The sequence below is a fragment of the Thermoleophilum album genome (genome assembly GCF_900108055.1).
In the GTDB taxonomy this organism is placed as follows: Bacteria; Actinomycetota; Thermoleophilia; order Solirubrobacterales; family Thermoleophilaceae; genus Thermoleophilum; species Thermoleophilum album.
This window is the reverse complement of the sequence record NZ_FNWJ01000001.1, coordinates 438,014-452,276: the sequence shown is the minus strand read 5'-3', so window position 1 is coordinate 452,276 and position 14,263 is coordinate 438,014. Positions and strand designations below refer to the sequence as shown.

Genomic DNA, 14,263 nt, shown 5'->3' with positions numbered 1-14,263 from the left:
AGCACCGGTTACTGTCCGCCGGTGGCGGGTTCCGGCGCGGTTAGGGCAGCGCGGGCGTTCAACAGACCTGCCCCGTAGCGGGCATCGCGGCCGCGGGCGCCGATGTCAGTGGCGGTTCGCCGGAGCCAGTCGCGCAGCGCCGCTGGTCGCGGCTCGGGACCGAGCACGCCTGCCGCGATGACCAGCGCGGCCACGGCCGAGACCTGGGCTGCTGCCATCGAGGTGCCGTTGTAACCAGCGGGCAAGCCGAAGCGGTCGAAGCGACCAGGCACCAGGAACGTCTCCTGGAAGATGTCGAGGCCGGCCCGTCCCGCCCGACAGTGGGCGGCGTCCCAGCTGTTTTTCCCGGGTCGCGAATCGGAGCCACCCCCAGGCGCGACGAGGTCCAGTCGCTTGCCGTAGTTGGAGAAGGCGGCGAGACAACCGTTCGACGTCACCGCGCCGACCGCCAGGACCGTCGGTTGCCGCGCGGGCAGCGAAACCGTCGGCCGGCCATCGTTGCCCGCGGCGGCCACGACCAGCACGCCCCTGCGCTCCGCCTCCGCGAGGGCCGATTGCAGCTCCCCTATCCCGCCCTCGCGCCGGTCGCGCTCATCGAGCGTGACGCTCAGGTTGATGATGCGCGCGCCGTGGCGCACCGCGTAGCGCACGCCTTCAGCAACCGTCCACGCCGTACCCCCGCCGAGATCGTCCAGGACCCGCACCGGCATGACTTTCGCCCGATAGGCGATGCCCGCTCCTGCGCGCTCATTGTTGGTGCGCTCGACGATCGTCTCGGCGACGTGCGTGCCATGGCCGTTGAAGTCGTACGGGTAGCGGTCGTCGTCGACGAAGTCGTAGCCGCGGACGATCGTTCCGAGATCGGGCGCCCGACGACATCTGCAGCGCCGGTAGTTGCCGTAGGCGACACCGGTGTCCACGACCGCGACTGTTACGCCCGCGCCGCCGGGAGCTCCGCGTTGGCTCGCTAGGTCCCAGGCGGCCGGTGCATCGATGCCGCGCGCTCTCGATAGGTGCCACTGGCGGCTGAAGGCAGGGTCGTTCGGCACGAAGCTGGCGTGCGCTCGATAGTTGGGGGTTGCCCAACGCACCGCACCGCTGGCTTCGAGTCGGACCGCCGCGCTCGCGGCCTCGGAAGCGTTGCGTAGCCGAAGCAACGCGCTGCCGTCGGCGCCACGATCGATCACTCGGGCCCGAACTCCCCGCAGCAGTGCCGATCGCAGGCGCGGCGCGACGCTCGCCCGCCAGCGGACGATCACTTCGGCGCGCGCCCAAGGGGCCGACTCGATCGCCTCCCGCAGCGCCACCCGTAGCACCGGTTTATGACTAGGCGCTGCCTGCGAGCTCTGCCCGAAGAAGCCGGCGAGGGCGCACGCCGCAAGCGCTGCAAGGGAGCACGCTGCTCGCGAGCCCGCTGCTCGTGTCGCGCGAGTGTCTGCCTCCGCACCGCGCGATCCGCGCGCTGCGCCGCCTGCCAAGCTCTTCCCGATCAACGTTTCCCGTTCTTTCGCAAGCCATCCCAGGTGTCGCAGACGGTTCTCCCGCTCAGCTTTGTCCACGACCATCCTGGCTTGTTCGGCACAGAGAGAAACACCGCTCACCGGCGGTGGTTGTGGCGGTCGGCTGGTTGCTGTAGTTCCGAGCATCGCCGGCGCGCTTTGCGGCGCCGGCGCGGAGTCCGGTAAACGAAGTTGAGCGATCGCTTCTTTCCCCGCGACGAGTACTTCATGCGGCTCGCGCTCCGCGAGGCGGAGCGCGCGCCGGCTCACGACGACGTGCCGATTGGTTGTGTGATCGTGCACCGGGGAGAGGTGATCGGAGCGGGCCGAAACGAGCGCGAACTGCGCCAAGATCCGACCGCGCATGCGGAGATCCTGGCGCTGCGAGAAGCGGCTCGGAAGCTGCGCTCCTGGCGACTGCTGGAGACCGTGCTGTACGTCACGCTCGAGCCGTGCGCGATGTGCGCCGGTGCGATCGTGCTGGCGCGGGTGCCGCGTGTCGTTTACGGCGCCCCCGATCCCAAAGCAGGCGCTTGTGGCAGCGTGCTCGATGTGACTGGCGAGCGCCGTCTCAACCACCGGCCAGAGGTTGCGGGTGGCCTCTTGGCCGACGAGTGTGGCGAGCTGCTGCGCGCCTTTTTCCGTGCGCGGCGCTAGCCTTCGCCGGCGCCCGCACGCCCGCCGGCGTGCTCACTCCCGGAGGGGTGCCGGAGTGGCTGAACGGGGCGGTCTCGAAAACCGTTAGGGGCCGATAGGTCCCTCGAGGGTTCGAATCCCTCCCCCTCCGCCTCCAAACTGAAGCGCGGCGTCAGCAAGCCCACCGCGCGGCGCCGCGCGTCGGAAGTCCGACGAGCCCAAGCTTGCGCTGGCGTTCGCCGCGGTTTTGCGCGCGCGGCGAGATGACGTGCTGGAACGGGATGCGCGGGGAGGTATTCGGCGAGGCGCACGCCCGAGCGCTTCGCAAAGACGGTCCTCAGTCCCCAGGCCGGTACCGTCGGTCGGGCTCGGCGTAGTTGTCGGCGAACACCTTGGCGACGAGCTCGCCACGGCTGCCGACGCCCATCTTCGCGAAGATCGTCTTCACGTGGTCGCGCACGGTGTGCGGGGACAGATGCAAGTCGCTGGCGATTTTCGAGGTGGTCATCCCGCGGGCGATGCGCCGGGCGACGTCGACTTCGCGGCGCGTCAGCCCGTAGGCCGCGCGCGAGCACCGGCGCGACGCGCTCGAGCCAAGCCTTCTCCTCGTCGGAGAAGCGCGGCTGGCTCAGCCGGTCGAGCTGGCCGACTCCCCACACGGCGCCGTCTACGGCGAAGACCATGCGCACCTCCGCGCGAAAGCCCGTATAGAGGCTGACCTCCCGCCACCGCGCCGAGCGCTCGGGGCGTCCGCCGGTCGCGTCGTGCAGGTCCGCCACTGGTCGCGTGCTCCAAGCGATATCGCCGAACTTCAAGTAGTCGGGGACGAGGAACTCGTAGTTCCAGTGGACCCGGCAGAGCTCGACGGGTAGGTTCCGCAGCAGCCCCGGCCCCATGGGCAGCGTGGTCGACGGGTCGGTCGCCGCGAAGAACTGCCCGTCGGCCGGCACGACGCGCGCGATTCGCTCCGCCGCCTGCTCGAGCAGATCCTGGGCGGTGAGGCCGCCGTCGACCAGGCGCTCGATCCCCTCGAGCGCGCGCTCCGGCGACGCGAGCATCATGCCAGCGAAGCGACACCCGCGCACGCGGGTTGTCACCCCCGCAGATGAGGGGGTCGAACGCGGCAAGGATCCTCAACTCGCGGGATGTTCGGAACGGTTGTGGCGGGCGAGGATCGCTGTCATGTCGATCATCAGCACACCCAGCACCACAGCCGTCAAGATCGTCGGTCCGTCGGACCCGGACTGGGACGCCACGCGCCAGGTCTTCAACCTCGCGTTCGATCTGCGGCCGGCGGGGATCGCCCTGCCGCGCAACGCCGCAGAGGTTGCCGTGGCGATCGAGTATGCACGCGAGCGCGGGCTGCGAGTGGCGCCCCAGGCGACCGGCCACAACGCGGAGGCCTTCGGCGCGGCGCTCGACGACACGATGCTCGTGGACGTCCGCCGTCTGCAGGAGCTCGCGATCGACCCGGGCGGCCAGCGCGTGCGCACCGGTGCCGGCGTCAAGTGGGGGCGCGTCACCCCTGTCCTCTCCGAGCACGGGCTCGCTGTTCTGCATGGGTCGTCGCCCGAGGTCGGCGTGGCCGGCTACTCGCTCGGCGGCGGCATGGGGTGGCTCAGCCGCAAGTACGGTCTTCAGGCCTCGAGCGTCACCGCTATCGAGGTCGTCACCGCCGACGGGGCACTGCGACGCGTCGACGCCGCAGACGAGCCGGACCTGTTCTGGGCGTTGCGGGGCGGGAACGGCAACTACGGGGTCGTCACAGCTATCGAGTTCCGCGCCTACCCCGTGGAGGAGCTGTACGCGGGCGCGCTGTTCTTCCCGTTCGAGCGGGCGGAGGAGGTGCTGCGCGCCTGGACTGAGCTGGCGCCATCGGCGCCCGAGGAGCTGATGACCTGGTGCTCGCTGTTCCAGTTCCCCGACCTCCCGTTCGTGCCCGAACCCGTTCGCGGCGGCTCCTTCGCCGTCGTGCTGGGCGCCTACCTGGGCGATGAGCAAGACGGCCGGGAGCTGCTGGGCGCCGTCCGGCAGCTCGGGCCAGTGATCGACACCTTCGCGCTAGTTCCACCGGCGGCGCTGGGCGACCTGGCGATGGACCCGCCGATGCCGCTGCCACTCGCCCTGACCTCCGCGCTGCTCAACGAGGTCCCCATCGCGGAGCTGCTCGCGGCCGTCGGCCCGGACTCGGGATCGCCGCTGGCCTTGGTCCAGCTGCGGCAGATGGGCGAGGCGATGGCGCGGCTAGCGCCGCACGCCGGTGCGCGCGCCACGCTGCCTGGCAACTACTGCCTGTTGGCCCTGGGCGTGCCGTCCGACGCCGAGTCGGCGGCGACCGCGGACCGCTACCTGCGCGCGGTCGACCGGGCCGTCGCACGGCACGTGTGCGGCGAGTACGGGAACTTCGTCACCCGGCCGGCCGACGCAAGCGCGTTCTTCGATCCCGAGACCTGGGCCCGTCTGCGCATGGTGAAGGCGGCCTACGACCCCGGCGAGCTGTTCCGCGGCAACCACTACATCCCGCCGGCGACGGTGGGTGAGCCGGTCTGATCGCGCTCCGGGCTCTGACCACGATCACCGCTTGCTCGGGGGCGGGGTGCGGAGATCCGTCTGCCAGCGCACCGCCGGAGCGCGGTCGGTCAGACTTGTCGGGGGTGGGGGTCAGGCGCTGCGAACACGCAACGGGAACCGCCGGTCGCCGGCGGGGGGCGCAGCTCGCGCTTTCGGGCGGCGTTGGTGTCGCTCTCGTGTTGGCCGGTCCGCTCCTGCTCGTGGCCCCCGCGTCGGTCGCGGCTCTCCAAGATCTGGTCGGCGTGGATCCGCTCGGCGTACCCGAGTTCGCGGTCGAGCGCGCAAGCGCGGCGATCGTCGGTGATCTCTACGACGGTGGCGACTTCACCCTCGATCCGCGCGCGAGCGCGGGACTCGCGTTGAGCGAGGACGAACGGGCGCACTTGCGCGACGTGCGCACGGTGCTGCGAGCCGCCTGGGCGACCCTCGCCGCCGCCGCGATGGCTGCTGTCGTCGGCGCTTACACGCTGCGCGGTGACCGCACGGCACTCCTGCGCTGCGTTCGCCTAGGCGCAACAGGCGCGTTGGTCTTCGCCGCTTCGCTCGCGCTGCTTGCGGTCCTCGCCTTCGGTCCCCTATTCGAAGCTTTTCACGCGCTCCTGTTCCCTCAAGGGAACTGGCGCTTCGCCAGCGATTCCACGCTGATACGGCTGTTCCCGGAGTCGTTCTGGCGCGTCGCGGCGATCGCTGCAGCGACATTGGTCGTCGGCTCTGCGGCTTCGATCGTCGCGATCGCTCGCTTCTCGGCGGTGCGCCCGAGCCGCGCTCAGCGCGGGCACCTGTCGCCCCGGGTGCCCGCCCGTTTCAGCGCTCCTCTTCGACCAACACCTCGCCGCCGACGATCACGCGACACGCCGTGACGACCGCGAGCGCTGTCATCGTGAGGGCGCTCGCCACACACCACTGACAGATCGCGCGGATCACGAAGAGCTCGATGAACGTTAGGTAGACGCTGAAGGCAAAGCCCGCGGCCGCCACCATCGCTGCGATCGAAACCGCCAACGGGTGGCGGGCGATCGTGGTCACCAAGATCATCAGGTAGGCGACAAGGCCGAGCAGGGCCACCGGCACCCCCGCCAATTCCGCGTAGCGAGACGTCTGAACACGCTCGCAAGCGCCCCCGCCGGCGACACACACGGGCGCGGTACCGGCGTAATGGACGTAAGTGAGGTAGCCGGCGATCCCCGCCCCCAGCAGGGCGAGCAAGATCGCTGCGGCCCGCAGTTGCCGATCGCGGTTGTTACTCGCAAACGGGCCGGCCATCGCCGCAGCCCTAGCGGACGGCTGCAGCGCGGATAGCCTCCCTCAGCGCGGATGCCGTGAGATCCGACAACTCGAGCTTGCGCGGCTGACCCCCGCGCGGCACCAAGAACAGCGTCGGCGTTGAGCTCACGCGCAATCGCCCGGCCGCCAGTCGCGCGCGCTCGAGGTCGTCTTCTGCCTCTGGACGCTGGGCGAACGCCAGCGCCCGATCGACGTCGAAGCCGGGGATGGCGGCGCCGATCCGCCGCAGGAAGTTATCGGTCACGTAGCCCGAGTTCTCGCGTCCCTGATTGCGGAAAAAGAGCTCGGTGAACTGCCAGACCTTGTACTGGCGCGCAGCGCCCGCGGCGAAGCGCGCGGCCCGCTCGGAGTCGGGACCGATGAACGCAAGTACGCGCAGCTCGAGGCGCAGCCGACCGCTGCGCACCTCGCGGCGGATCAGGTCGGGCAGTGCTTCGCTGGCGAGGCGTGCGCAAAAGGGGCATTGGAGGTCCACGAACTCGACGACTGTCGCGGGCGCGCGTGGATCACCGAGCGCGTAACCTGACTGCAGGATTCCCTGCAAAAGTGAGCGCACCTCGCGGGCGCCGGTGACGCCAGACCCCGAGGGCGAGCTGCGCTCGCTACCAAGCAAGCTCGCCGCGATCGCGACCCCGGCCAGGACCGCCGCAGCCGCAACGACCGCTACGAACCGAGTTTTGCGGGACGAATTCACGAGACCTTCCGGGACAAGGGCGAAGAAACTACAGGGCGCGTCCGAGCTCACGACTGGAGGGCCGCGCCATCCGCGGCGTCTCGCCGCCCCCCTGGTCCGCCCGCGCCGCCGCGAAAAAGAGGAGCGTCAGGCCGACCCCCAGCACGACTACGTCAGTCGAAAACATGAGCGCCGCACCGAGCCGTTGATCGCTGAGCGGGTCGAGACCGGGCCACCGCTCACCAAGCCCATAGGCGCCGGAGTAGAGCGGGCTGCGCATCGCCGCGATGCCCATCGCCAACGCCATGCCGGCGAAGCGAGCGGCGAAGAGATACGGCAGTTTCCAAAGCGCGTGGCGCGGCCGTCGACGGACAGGCTCGATGATCGGCCACCAGACCAAAACGCTCGCAACCACGAACGACTGATGCTGTAGCGCGTGTAAGAGCGGCCAGTGAAGCGCCGCCTCGAAGGCCGGTCCGAGATGCCAGCCGAGCAAGACCAGCGCGTAGATCGGGACAGCGTGCGTCGGGCGCACCAGCCAAGCCATTGCGCGACGCAGTCGCCGTGCACGACCGAAGCCGGCAACGAGCGTCGGTGGTGCGGCGAGGGCGCCGATCGGGGCTCGGAAGGCGATCAGCAACAGCGGCACTGCGATGTCGGCAAGCAGCACGTGCTGTGCCATATGTGCGGCGATCGATCGGTGGGCGAGGCTGTCGAGGGGCGAGAGCAGCGCCAGCGCTAATGCCCCGACCGCAGGTCCGGCAACGAGCGCTCGGGCGACACCGGGAGCGAGCCCGCGCGCCCGTGCGCGCCGGTAGCCGATGACAAAAAGCGCCACCGTCGAGGCTACGACGACGACGCCCCCCGGCTCTGGCATCGTCGCTCAGCGTCCGGGCTCGGGCGGGGCGCCGGGCCCGCTCGCTCGTGCTAGCTCGTCGCTCGCACTGTCGTCGTTTACAGGCGCAGCGCTGGCGGCACGCGAGCGTTCCCGTCGGTCACCGAGCCACAGCCAGAGCACGATGGCGAGTGCCGGGCCGAGGTACACGGGAAGCGAGATGTACCAATGGCCGAAGTGGCCGATTACGATCAGCGACCCGACTACCACGCCAATCAGCCAATCTAGCGACGATGACTCGCCATACCGCCGGCAGACGACCGATCATCGGCATCACGGGGGCGATCGAGCGCGCCCGCTGGAGCGTCTGGCAGGCCGAGGCCGCCGTTGTTGCGCGTACCTACATCGATCAGGTGCGCGACGCCGGCGGAATGCCGATCCTGCTGCCGCCCGACGACGAGTCGGCGCTGGCGCCGGAGTACCTCCTGGAGCACCTCGACGGCCTCGTGCTGACGGGCGGGCTCGACCTCGACCCGGCAAGCTACGGTGCCCGGCCACACCAGGCGACGATCACCGGTGACGGCGAGCGCGACCGCTTCGAGCTCGCGCTCTGCTACGCCGCGGTCGAGGCCGACCTGCCGGTGCTCGGGATCTGCCGCGGCGTACAGGTGCTGAACGTCGCCCTCGGAGGGACGCTGATCCAGCACGTGCCGGACGTGGTCGGCGACGAGCGCCACCTGCCCGAGCTCGGCACCTACGGCTCGCACGAGGTCGAGCTCGTCGCCGGCTCGCTCGTCGCGCGGACGATCGGCGCCGAGCGCATCGTCGTCCACTCGCACCACCACCAGGCGGTCGACGAGCTCGGCGATGGGTTGGTCGCGGTCGGGCGCTCGCTCCCCGACGGGATCGTGGAGGCGATCGAGGTTCCGGAGCGCGACTTCGTCTGCGGCGTGCAATGGCACACCGAGGAAGAGCGACCGTTCTCACCGCTGCTTCGCGAGCTCGTCGAGCGGGCAAGAGCGCGCCTGGCGGAGCGCGCCGCGGCCGCCGAGGGCGCCTTCAGCGAGGGCGTCTAAGACCCCGTCAGCGAGGACTGGTGCGGGCGCTGCTCGGGCTACGCTTGGGCCCGTCCGGAGAGGTGACCGAGTGGCTTAAGGTGCGCGACTGGAAATCGCGTGGGCGGCCACAAGCCGCCTCGTGGGTTCGAATCCCACCCTCTCCGCTCAGGCGACAGGTCACCGCGGGAACGCCGGTGACTAGGGGTCGGCCCGACCAAGCGATCAGGGGTCGGTCCGATCCGGGTCGGGGATGATCAGCCGGGCGTGCCGCAGACCGACCAGAACCACCGGCGTGGTCCATTCGTCGCCGGTCGCTTCGCCCGCGAGCGCGGTGACCTTTGCGTGGCGCAGCACCAGGAAGTCGACCTCGCGCCGGTTGACATGGTCCGATAGGCGGCTGCCGTAACCCTGTTCCGGCAGACTGAGTTCCCCGACGATTCGGAAGCGGTCGGTTTCCACACGCACTCTCTCGGTTCGACGATCCATCTCGACGTCGCCTGGACGCTGCCGGAGCCTTGGCCCGTGGCGGCTCGAGCACGGACGGTAGCTGCTTCGCGAGGGTCACTGGACTTAGCGGCGCTGCTCGCACGGCCTCGGCTATCACTCGTGGTATGGGCGGGCAGTCGCTGAGGGGCAAGCTACTGATCGCCGCCCCCGTTCTGCAGGACTACTTCCGGCGGTCGGTGGTGCTGGTGGTCGAGCACGGCGCTGAGGGCGCGCTCGGCGTGATCCTCAATCGACCCTCCGATGTCCGCGTCGCGGATGCGGTCCCGGCGCTTGCGGAGCTCGGCTTTGGCGACGAACAGCTGTTCATCGGGGGCCCGGTGCAGCCAACGGCTGTGATCGCCCTCGGCGAGTTTGGCGATCCCGAGGAAGCGAGCTCGATCGTGGTGGGAACGCTCGGGGTGCTCGATCCGGAGCGGCCGCCCACGAGCCTGGCGCGGATCCGGGTCTACGCCGGCTACGCGGGCTGGGCGCCGGGTCAGCTCGAGCGTGAGCTCGAGCAAGAGGCTTGGATTGTCGAGGCCGCAAGCCCGGAGGACCCGTTCTTGGACGGCGACCTTTGGCGCGTAGTACTGAGGCGCAAGGGCGGCCCCTACGCCCTGCTCGCCACGATGCCCTCGGACCCCGCGCTCAACTGAGCCGTGGCGGGGCGCCAGCTGGCGCTCGAGGGCTAGGCTGCGCGGGCGTGATGCGCTATCTGGCGGTGGCGGCCTTCGGAGCCCTTGGCGCCGTCGCCCGCTACGCGGTCGACGGCGCCGTTTCGCGGGCCACGGCTGGACAGTTCCCTTGGGGCACGCTGGTGGTCAACATCGCCGGTTCGTTCGCCCTGGGTGCGCTGGTGGAGCTCACGACCAACCGCATGGTGCTACCCGCGGAGTGGCGGATAGCTCTCGGAATCGGCTTTCTTGGGGCGTTCACGACCTTCTCTACGTTCACTTACGAGACCTTGAGGATGCTCGAGAGCGGCGCGGTGGGCGAAGCGCTCTTGAACGTCGCCTTGTCGCTCGCGCTCGGGCTGCTAGCGGCGGCGCTCGGGGTCGGGGTCGGAAGGGTGGTGTGAGCGGATGCGAATCGAAGGACCCGGGAAGCTGCTGCGCATCTTCATCGGCGAGTCCGACCGTCGCGGGGGCAAGCCGCTCTACCAAGTGATCGTCGAGACGCTCCGCGAGCACGGGCTCGCGGGGGCGACGGTTCTACGCGGAATCGAAGGTTTCGGGGCGCACAGTCGGCTGCACACCTACCGCTTGCTGCGGCTGTCGGAGGACTTGCCGATCGTCATCGAGGTGGTCGACAGCGAGCAGCGAATCGATGCCGTGCTACCGATCTTGGACGAGATGGTCGAGGAGGGGCTGGTGACGCTCGAGCGCGTTGAGGTCATCGCCTACCGAAGCGGCAACGACGGTCAGCGCTCACCCGAGACCGACCAACGCTGAAGCCGCTGGCGCCCCACGCCCTTCGATGGGCGCGGCTGGACTCGAACCAGCGACCTCTCCCGTGTGAGGGGAGCGCTCTCCCACTGAGCTACGCGCCCGCGCGACCGCAGCGCAGTCTAGCCGCGCTGCGGGTGGCGCGAGGCGCGTCGCGGTAAGCTCGTGGCGGACCGTGCTAGGCGGGGAGGTAGCGGTGCCCTGTCACCCGCAATCCGCTCTAGCGGGGCCGAACTCCCGCCCGAGGGGTGCGGTCCTGGGTCGGTCCCGAGGCTGGAAGGCGTAGATGGCCGGGTCCCGCGCGGTGGGCGCCCGTGAACCAGGTCAGGTCCGGGAGGAAGCAGCCTTAAGCGGTAGCGTCCTCGCGCCGCGGGCAAGCCTGGCCGGAGCCGGAAGGTCGCGGGGAGGCGCGGGGCGGCCTCGGAGGCGGGTGCACGGTCCACTGTTCAATCCGCTTGCGGAGCCGTTTTGAGCGTCAACGCAGGGCGACGATCGCGTCGATCTCGACGTCGGCGCCGCGCGGGAGCTCCGCCACCCCGACCGTGACACGTGCCGGCGGCTGCCCGCCGATCTCGGCGAAGAAGCCCTCGTAAGCAGAGTTGATCGCCGCAAAGCGCGCGAGGTCGGTGGCGTAAATGGTGATCCGCAAGGCGCGCGCCAGCGTCGTGCCGGCCGCACGACAAACCGCCTCCAGGTTCTCGAGGCAACGGCGTGTTTGGCCCTCGACGTCGCTCTTGACCAGCTCCCCGCTTTGCGGATCGAGCGCGATCTGACCGGAGCAGTAGAGAACACCGCCGTGGACGATCGCCTGGGTGTAAGGACCGATCGCAGCCGGTGCCGCGTCGGTCGCGATTTTGCGGATCTCGCTCATCGACCCTCCCGTTACTTGCTTGCGGCAGGGTTAGCATGCACTTTCCGATGCGCTCCCTCTACCGCCGCCACCGGCCTCGCACCTTCGATGAGGTGGTTGGTCAGGAGCACGTCGTGCGGACCCTCAAGAACGCGATCGAGCGAGATCGGGTCCACCACGCCTACCTCTTCGTTGGGTCGCGCGGAACCGGCAAGACCAGCATGGCGAAGCTGCTCGCCTGCGCGCTGAACTGCAGCGGCGCGCCGCGCACCGATTTCGACCCCGACGATCCCCGCTGCCGCGAGATCATGGCGGGGGGCTCGATGGACGTCGTCGAAATGGACGCCGCCTCGCACAACTCAGTCGACGACATCCGCGAGCTTCGTGACAGCGTTCACCTGGCCCCCCTCGAGGGTGGCCGCCGGGTCTACATCCTTGACGAGGCGCACATGCTCTCGAGCGCGGCTTGGAATGCCTTCTTGAAAACGCTCGAGGAACCCCCGCCGCACGTCGTGTTCGTGCTTTGCACGACCGAGGCGCACAAGGTTCCGGCGACGATCGTCGATCGCTGTCACCGCTTCGATTTCAGGCGTCCGGGCAGCGAGCAACTACGCAAAGTGTTGCGCCGGGTGGCCGAGCAGGAGGGGATCGAGGTGCCGGATGCGGCACTCGCCTTGATCGCGCGCGCGGCGTCGGGAAGTTTCCGAGACGCGCTCGGCACGCTCGAGCAGCTGGTGACCTACGGCGGTACGCGCATCGAGCTCCAACAGGTGCGCGAGGTGCTCGGCTTCACCGACGAGGAGCACCTGGAGGAGATCGCCGCTGCTGCGATTGCTGGCGACGCCGCCCGCGCCCTGCGCGCACTGGCACGCGCCTGCGACGAAGGCGGCGATCCGGAACGGTTGGCTCGCGATCTCGGCCACCACTTCCGGCTTCTACTCCTGGCCGGGACGGTCGGAACGTTGCCGGAGGAGTTGGCGATCACCCCCGAGGAGCGAGAAGCGGTCGCAAGGCAAGCCTCGCACTGCCCGGTCGCGATCGCGATCCGTGTTCTTGACCACCTCGGTGAGGCGCTTGCCCGCATCCGTGAGGGTGCCGAGCCGCGGCTGCAGCTCGAGCTTGCGCTGGTGAAGGCGTGCGATCGGACGGTCGAGCCCTCGTTGCGCGCTTTGCTTCTACGCATCGAAGACCTGGAACGGCGTCTGGCGGCAGCGGGCGGAAGCGTCGAGAGTGCGAACGGCGACACGGGCGATGCGGCCGCGACGCCGACTGCGCGAGACGCCGCAAAGCCGACTGCGCGAGTGACCTCAGCGCAACCACCTGCACGGCCACCGGGAGGCGCCGGCCCAGCGGGCGTCGCAGCGACGGAAGAGACGGGCGAGCACGAGCAGGACGCGGCGTCCACCGCCGCGCGCCCAGCCGATCCGGCTAACGAACCCGATCTCGAGCGCATCGCCGCGCTTTGGCCGGCGGTCTGCGAGGCCGCGCGTGAGCTCAATCACGCGCTTTCGCATTGGCTCGCCGAGGCGCGTCCGACGCGTCTTCAGGAAGGCCAGCTGACGATCACCTTCCCGCCTGGCTGGGCGGTCGGTTACCGCAAGGTGTCGGCTCAACGCGAACGCGTCGCCGAGTTGCTCAAGCGGGTCTTCGGTGCGCGGCTCGTGCCGATCTTCGAGCTCGACGAGGGCGAACCGGCGACAACTGGCCCGAGTGCGCTCACCAAGGAGCAACTGATCGAGCGGCTCAAGCGAGAGCTCGGAGCCCAGGAAATCGAGGAACCGAGCGGCGAGCAGGAGGCAACGTGAAAAAGGGCGCAAGACAAACCAACCTCGGCGATTTGATGAAGCAAGCGCAGCGCCTGCAGGCGGACGTCGCCAAGGCGCAGGAGGAACTGCGCGTGGCGACCGTGGAGGCCAGCGCCGGGGGCGGGATGGTCAAGGCGGTGGTTAGCGGCGACCTCGAGCTACGCGAGCTCAAGATCGATCCGCGCGCCATCGACCCCGAGGATGCCGAACTGCTCGCAGAGATGGTGATGGCGGCCGTGAACGAGGCGCTGCGGGGCGCGCAAGAGCTCGCAAACCGCAAGCTCGGGGCGGCGACCGGCGGATTCGCCGACCTGCTCCCGGGCGACCTGCGGCCCCCGGGCCTCTAGCGTTCGACGAGTCGCTCGCCAGTTGGCCTGGAGAGTTTGAAACGGTAGGCGGTGATGACGGCGGAGCCGATCGAGCGAGCGATCACGGAACTGTCGCGGCTGCCCGGAATCGGCCGCAGGACCGCGCAGCGGCTCGTGTTCTTCCTGATGTCGCGACGCGAGGAGGAAGTCGCGGCGCTGGCTTCTGCCCTCCTCGACCTCAAGCACAAGGTGCGGGAGTGCGCGGTTTGTTTCAACTTCGCCGAGGGCGAACGCTGCGAGATCTGCTCCGACGAGCGCCGCGACAGCTCGGTGGTCTGCGTCGTCGAGCAGCCGAGCGACATCGTGACGATCGAGCGCACCGGTGAGTTCCGGGGCCGTTACCACGTGCTTGGGGGGGCGTTGTCGCCGATCGACGGCGTCGAACCCGACGACCTCCACGTCGAGGAGCTCTTGGCGAGGATCGAGCGCGAGGGAATCGACGAGGTGGTGGTGGCTACCAACGCCACCACAGCCGGCGAGGCGACCGCCCTGTTCCTCGCCGAGGAGCTACACCGCCGCTTCCCCGCCTTGCGCGTGACCCGCCTGGCCACCGGTCTGCCGGCGGGATCCGACCTCGAGTACGCCGACGAGATCACCGTGAGCCGAGCACTGCGCGGTCGTCACGCGCTCTGAAGGGTTCTAGGAGCCCGGCGTTCGGCCCCTGTACCCGCATCGGCGCGCCACCCGCAAGCGGAGCTCGCGCATCACTCATCCGTCGAGCGTCCCTGCGAAACACGCGTGGCTGCGTTACGC

Annotated in this window: 18 protein-coding genes, 3 tRNA genes and 1 other RNA gene; 13 read left to right on the top strand and 9 right to left on the bottom strand. The window is 69.6% G+C overall.

Annotation, left to right across the window (positions count from 1 at the left end; translation table 11 throughout):
* Positions 1 to 8: 8 nt before the first annotated feature.
* Positions 9 to 1,316: a S8 family serine peptidase gene (locus BLW41_RS02165; RefSeq protein WP_177169262.1), complete on the bottom strand. Its 1,308-nt coding sequence runs from the start codon at positions 1,314 to 1,316 to the stop codon at positions 9 to 11.
* Between the two features lie 375 nt (positions 1,317 to 1,691).
* On the opposite strand from BLW41_RS02165, the gene tadA reads away from it, so the two are divergent.
* Together tadA and BLW41_RS02155 are read left to right on the top strand one after the other, a co-directional pair.
* Positions 1,692 to 2,156 (top strand): tRNA adenosine(34) deaminase TadA, encoded by a 465-nt coding sequence (gene tadA, locus BLW41_RS02160; RefSeq protein WP_245689018.1) that lies wholly within the window; start codon positions 1,692 to 1,694, stop codon positions 2,154 to 2,156.
* Positions 2,157 to 2,197: 41 nt separating this feature from the next.
* Positions 2,198 to 2,286: transfer RNA gene (locus BLW41_RS02155), tRNA-Ser, on the top strand.
* A gap of 186 nt (positions 2,287 to 2,472) precedes the next feature.
* Here the strand turns inward: BLW41_RS02155 and BLW41_RS02150 are convergent.
* Positions 2,473 to 2,688: a response regulator transcription factor gene (locus BLW41_RS02150; protein WP_281231393.1), complete on the bottom strand. Its 216-nt coding sequence runs from the start codon at positions 2,686 to 2,688 to the stop codon at positions 2,473 to 2,475.
* A gap of 629 nt (positions 2,689 to 3,317) precedes the next feature.
* Between BLW41_RS02150 and BLW41_RS02145 the strand changes: the two genes are divergently transcribed.
* Together BLW41_RS02145 and BLW41_RS02140 are read left to right on the top strand one after the other, a co-directional pair.
* Complete coding sequence (locus tag BLW41_RS02145; RefSeq protein ID WP_177169261.1) at positions 3,318 to 4,685, top strand: FAD-binding oxidoreductase; 1,368 nt, start codon at positions 3,318 to 3,320, stop codon at positions 4,683 to 4,685.
* A 104-nt stretch (positions 4,686 to 4,789) separates the two neighbouring features.
* Positions 4,790 to 5,566, top strand: a complete 777-nt coding sequence (locus BLW41_RS02140; protein ID WP_177169260.1) for a lipoprotein intramolecular transacylase Lit — start codon at positions 4,790 to 4,792, stop codon at positions 5,564 to 5,566.
* Here BLW41_RS02140 and BLW41_RS02135 read toward each other — a convergent pair.
* From BLW41_RS02135 to BLW41_RS02120, 4 genes are read right to left on the bottom strand one after another with little or no spacing between them, the layout of a single operon-like run.
* A complete protein-coding gene (locus tag BLW41_RS02135; protein ID WP_093115800.1) occupies positions 5,511 to 5,969 on the bottom strand; it encodes a vitamin K epoxide reductase family protein in 459 nt (152 codons plus the stop codon). The two genes, BLW41_RS02140 and BLW41_RS02135, sit on opposite strands and share 56 nt — an antisense overlap.
* Before the next feature lie 10 nt (positions 5,970 to 5,979).
* Positions 5,980 to 6,684, bottom strand: coding sequence for a DsbA family protein (locus tag BLW41_RS02130; protein ID WP_177169259.1), 705 nt, complete (start codon positions 6,682 to 6,684; stop codon positions 5,980 to 5,982).
* 28 nt (positions 6,685 to 6,712) lie between these two features.
* Positions 6,713 to 7,540 (bottom strand): cytochrome c oxidase assembly protein, encoded by an 828-nt coding sequence (locus BLW41_RS02125; RefSeq protein WP_093115796.1) that lies wholly within the window; start codon positions 7,538 to 7,540, stop codon positions 6,713 to 6,715.
* A gap of 6 nt (positions 7,541 to 7,546) precedes the next feature.
* On the bottom strand, positions 7,547 to 7,768 hold the full coding sequence (locus tag BLW41_RS02120) for a hypothetical protein (protein WP_093115794.1): 222 nt from the start codon (positions 7,766 to 7,768) through the stop codon (positions 7,547 to 7,549).
* Positions 7,769 to 7,791: 23 nt separating this feature from the next.
* Between BLW41_RS02120 and BLW41_RS02115 the strand changes: the two genes are divergently transcribed.
* Positions 7,792 to 8,574 carry a gamma-glutamyl-gamma-aminobutyrate hydrolase family protein gene (locus BLW41_RS02115; protein WP_093115792.1) on the top strand — a complete coding sequence of 261 codons (783 nt, stop codon included), beginning with the start codon at positions 7,792 to 7,794 and terminating at the stop codon, positions 8,572 to 8,574.
* A 56-nt stretch (positions 8,575 to 8,630) separates the two neighbouring features.
* Positions 8,631 to 8,720 (top strand) — tRNA-Ser (locus tag BLW41_RS02110).
* A 58-nt stretch (positions 8,721 to 8,778) separates the two neighbouring features.
* Here BLW41_RS02110 and BLW41_RS02105 read toward each other — a convergent pair.
* A complete protein-coding gene (locus tag BLW41_RS02105; protein ID WP_093115790.1) occupies positions 8,779 to 9,015 on the bottom strand; it encodes a DUF6812 domain-containing protein in 237 nt (78 codons plus the stop codon).
* A gap of 152 nt (positions 9,016 to 9,167) precedes the next feature.
* On the opposite strand from BLW41_RS02105, the gene BLW41_RS02100 reads away from it, so the two are divergent.
* Genes BLW41_RS02100 through BLW41_RS02090 form a run of 3 tightly spaced genes read left to right on the top strand, consistent with a single transcriptional unit; the run spans position 9,168 to position 10,493 of the window.
* Positions 9,168 to 9,698: a YqgE/AlgH family protein gene (locus tag BLW41_RS02100; RefSeq protein WP_093115788.1), complete on the top strand. Its 531-nt coding sequence runs from the start codon at positions 9,168 to 9,170 to the stop codon at positions 9,696 to 9,698.
* 50 nt (positions 9,699 to 9,748) lie between these two features.
* Positions 9,749 to 10,120, top strand: a complete 372-nt coding sequence (gene crcB / locus BLW41_RS02095; RefSeq protein WP_245689038.1) for a fluoride efflux transporter CrcB — start codon at positions 9,749 to 9,751, stop codon at positions 10,118 to 10,120.
* Between the two features lie 4 nt (positions 10,121 to 10,124).
* Positions 10,125 to 10,493 (top strand): DUF190 domain-containing protein, encoded by a 369-nt coding sequence (locus tag BLW41_RS02090; protein WP_093115784.1) that lies wholly within the window; start codon positions 10,125 to 10,127, stop codon positions 10,491 to 10,493.
* Positions 10,494 to 10,519: 26 nt separating this feature from the next.
* Here the strand turns inward: BLW41_RS02090 and BLW41_RS02085 are convergent.
* A tRNA-Val gene (locus BLW41_RS02085) sits at positions 10,520 to 10,591 on the bottom strand.
* 69 nt (positions 10,592 to 10,660) lie between these two features.
* Between BLW41_RS02085 and ffs the strand changes: the two genes are divergently transcribed.
* Positions 10,661 to 10,925: signal recognition particle sRNA large type (ffs, locus tag BLW41_RS02080), an RNA gene on the top strand.
* Between the two features lie 37 nt (positions 10,926 to 10,962).
* Here ffs and BLW41_RS02075 read toward each other — a convergent pair.
* Complete coding sequence (locus BLW41_RS02075) at positions 10,963 to 11,358, bottom strand: Rid family detoxifying hydrolase (protein WP_093115782.1); 396 nt, start codon at positions 11,356 to 11,358, stop codon at positions 10,963 to 10,965.
* A gap of 47 nt (positions 11,359 to 11,405) precedes the next feature.
* Between BLW41_RS02075 and dnaX the strand changes: the two genes are divergently transcribed.
* The 3 genes from dnaX to recR are packed head-to-tail and all read left to right on the top strand — an operon-like array spanning position 11,406 to position 14,143.
* Positions 11,406 to 13,142 (top strand): DNA polymerase III subunit gamma/tau, encoded by a 1,737-nt coding sequence (gene dnaX, locus BLW41_RS02070; protein WP_177169257.1) that lies wholly within the window; start codon positions 11,406 to 11,408, stop codon positions 13,140 to 13,142.
* Positions 13,139 to 13,489 carry a YbaB/EbfC family nucleoid-associated protein gene (locus BLW41_RS02065; protein ID WP_245689017.1) on the top strand — a complete coding sequence of 117 codons (351 nt, stop codon included), beginning with the start codon at positions 13,139 to 13,141 and terminating at the stop codon, positions 13,487 to 13,489. The genes dnaX and BLW41_RS02065 overlap by 4 nt, the downstream gene beginning before the upstream one ends.
* A gap of 54 nt (positions 13,490 to 13,543) precedes the next feature.
* Positions 13,544 to 14,143 (top strand): recombination mediator RecR, encoded by a 600-nt coding sequence (gene recR, locus BLW41_RS02060; RefSeq protein WP_093117250.1) that lies wholly within the window; start codon positions 13,544 to 13,546, stop codon positions 14,141 to 14,143.
* The last annotated feature ends 120 nt before the right edge of the window (positions 14,144 to 14,263 follow it).

Bases quoted from the DNA above. Each gene is read 5' to 3' on its own strand.
- BLW41_RS02075 (WP_093115782.1), bottom strand. From the start codon at position 11,358: ATGAGCGAGATCCGCAAAATCGCGACCGACGCGGCACCGGCTGCGATC.
- BLW41_RS02100 (WP_093115788.1), top strand. From the start codon at position 9,168: ATGGGCGGGCAGTCGCTGAGGGGCAAGCTACTGATCGCCGCCCCCGTT.
- BLW41_RS02135 (WP_093115800.1), bottom strand. From the start codon at position 5,969: ATGGCCGGCCCGTTTGCGAGTAACAACCGCGATCGGCAACTGCGGGCC.
- dnaX (WP_177169257.1), top strand. From the start codon at position 11,406: ATGCGCTCCCTCTACCGCCGCCACCGGCCTCGCACCTTCGATGAGGTG.
- recR (WP_093117250.1), top strand. From the start codon at position 13,544: ATGACGGCGGAGCCGATCGAGCGAGCGATCACGGAACTGTCGCGGCTG.
- BLW41_RS02125 (WP_093115796.1), bottom strand. From the start codon at position 7,540: ATGCCAGAGCCGGGGGGCGTCGTCGTCGTAGCCTCGACGGTGGCGCTT.
- BLW41_RS02090 (WP_093115784.1), top strand. From the start codon at position 10,125: ATGCGAATCGAAGGACCCGGGAAGCTGCTGCGCATCTTCATCGGCGAG.
- crcB (WP_245689038.1), top strand. From the start codon at position 9,749: ATGCGCTATCTGGCGGTGGCGGCCTTCGGAGCCCTTGGCGCCGTCGCC.
- BLW41_RS02145 (WP_177169261.1), top strand. From the start codon at position 3,318: ATGTCGATCATCAGCACACCCAGCACCACAGCCGTCAAGATCGTCGGT.
- BLW41_RS02115 (WP_093115792.1), top strand. From the start codon at position 7,792: ATGACTCGCCATACCGCCGGCAGACGACCGATCATCGGCATCACGGGG.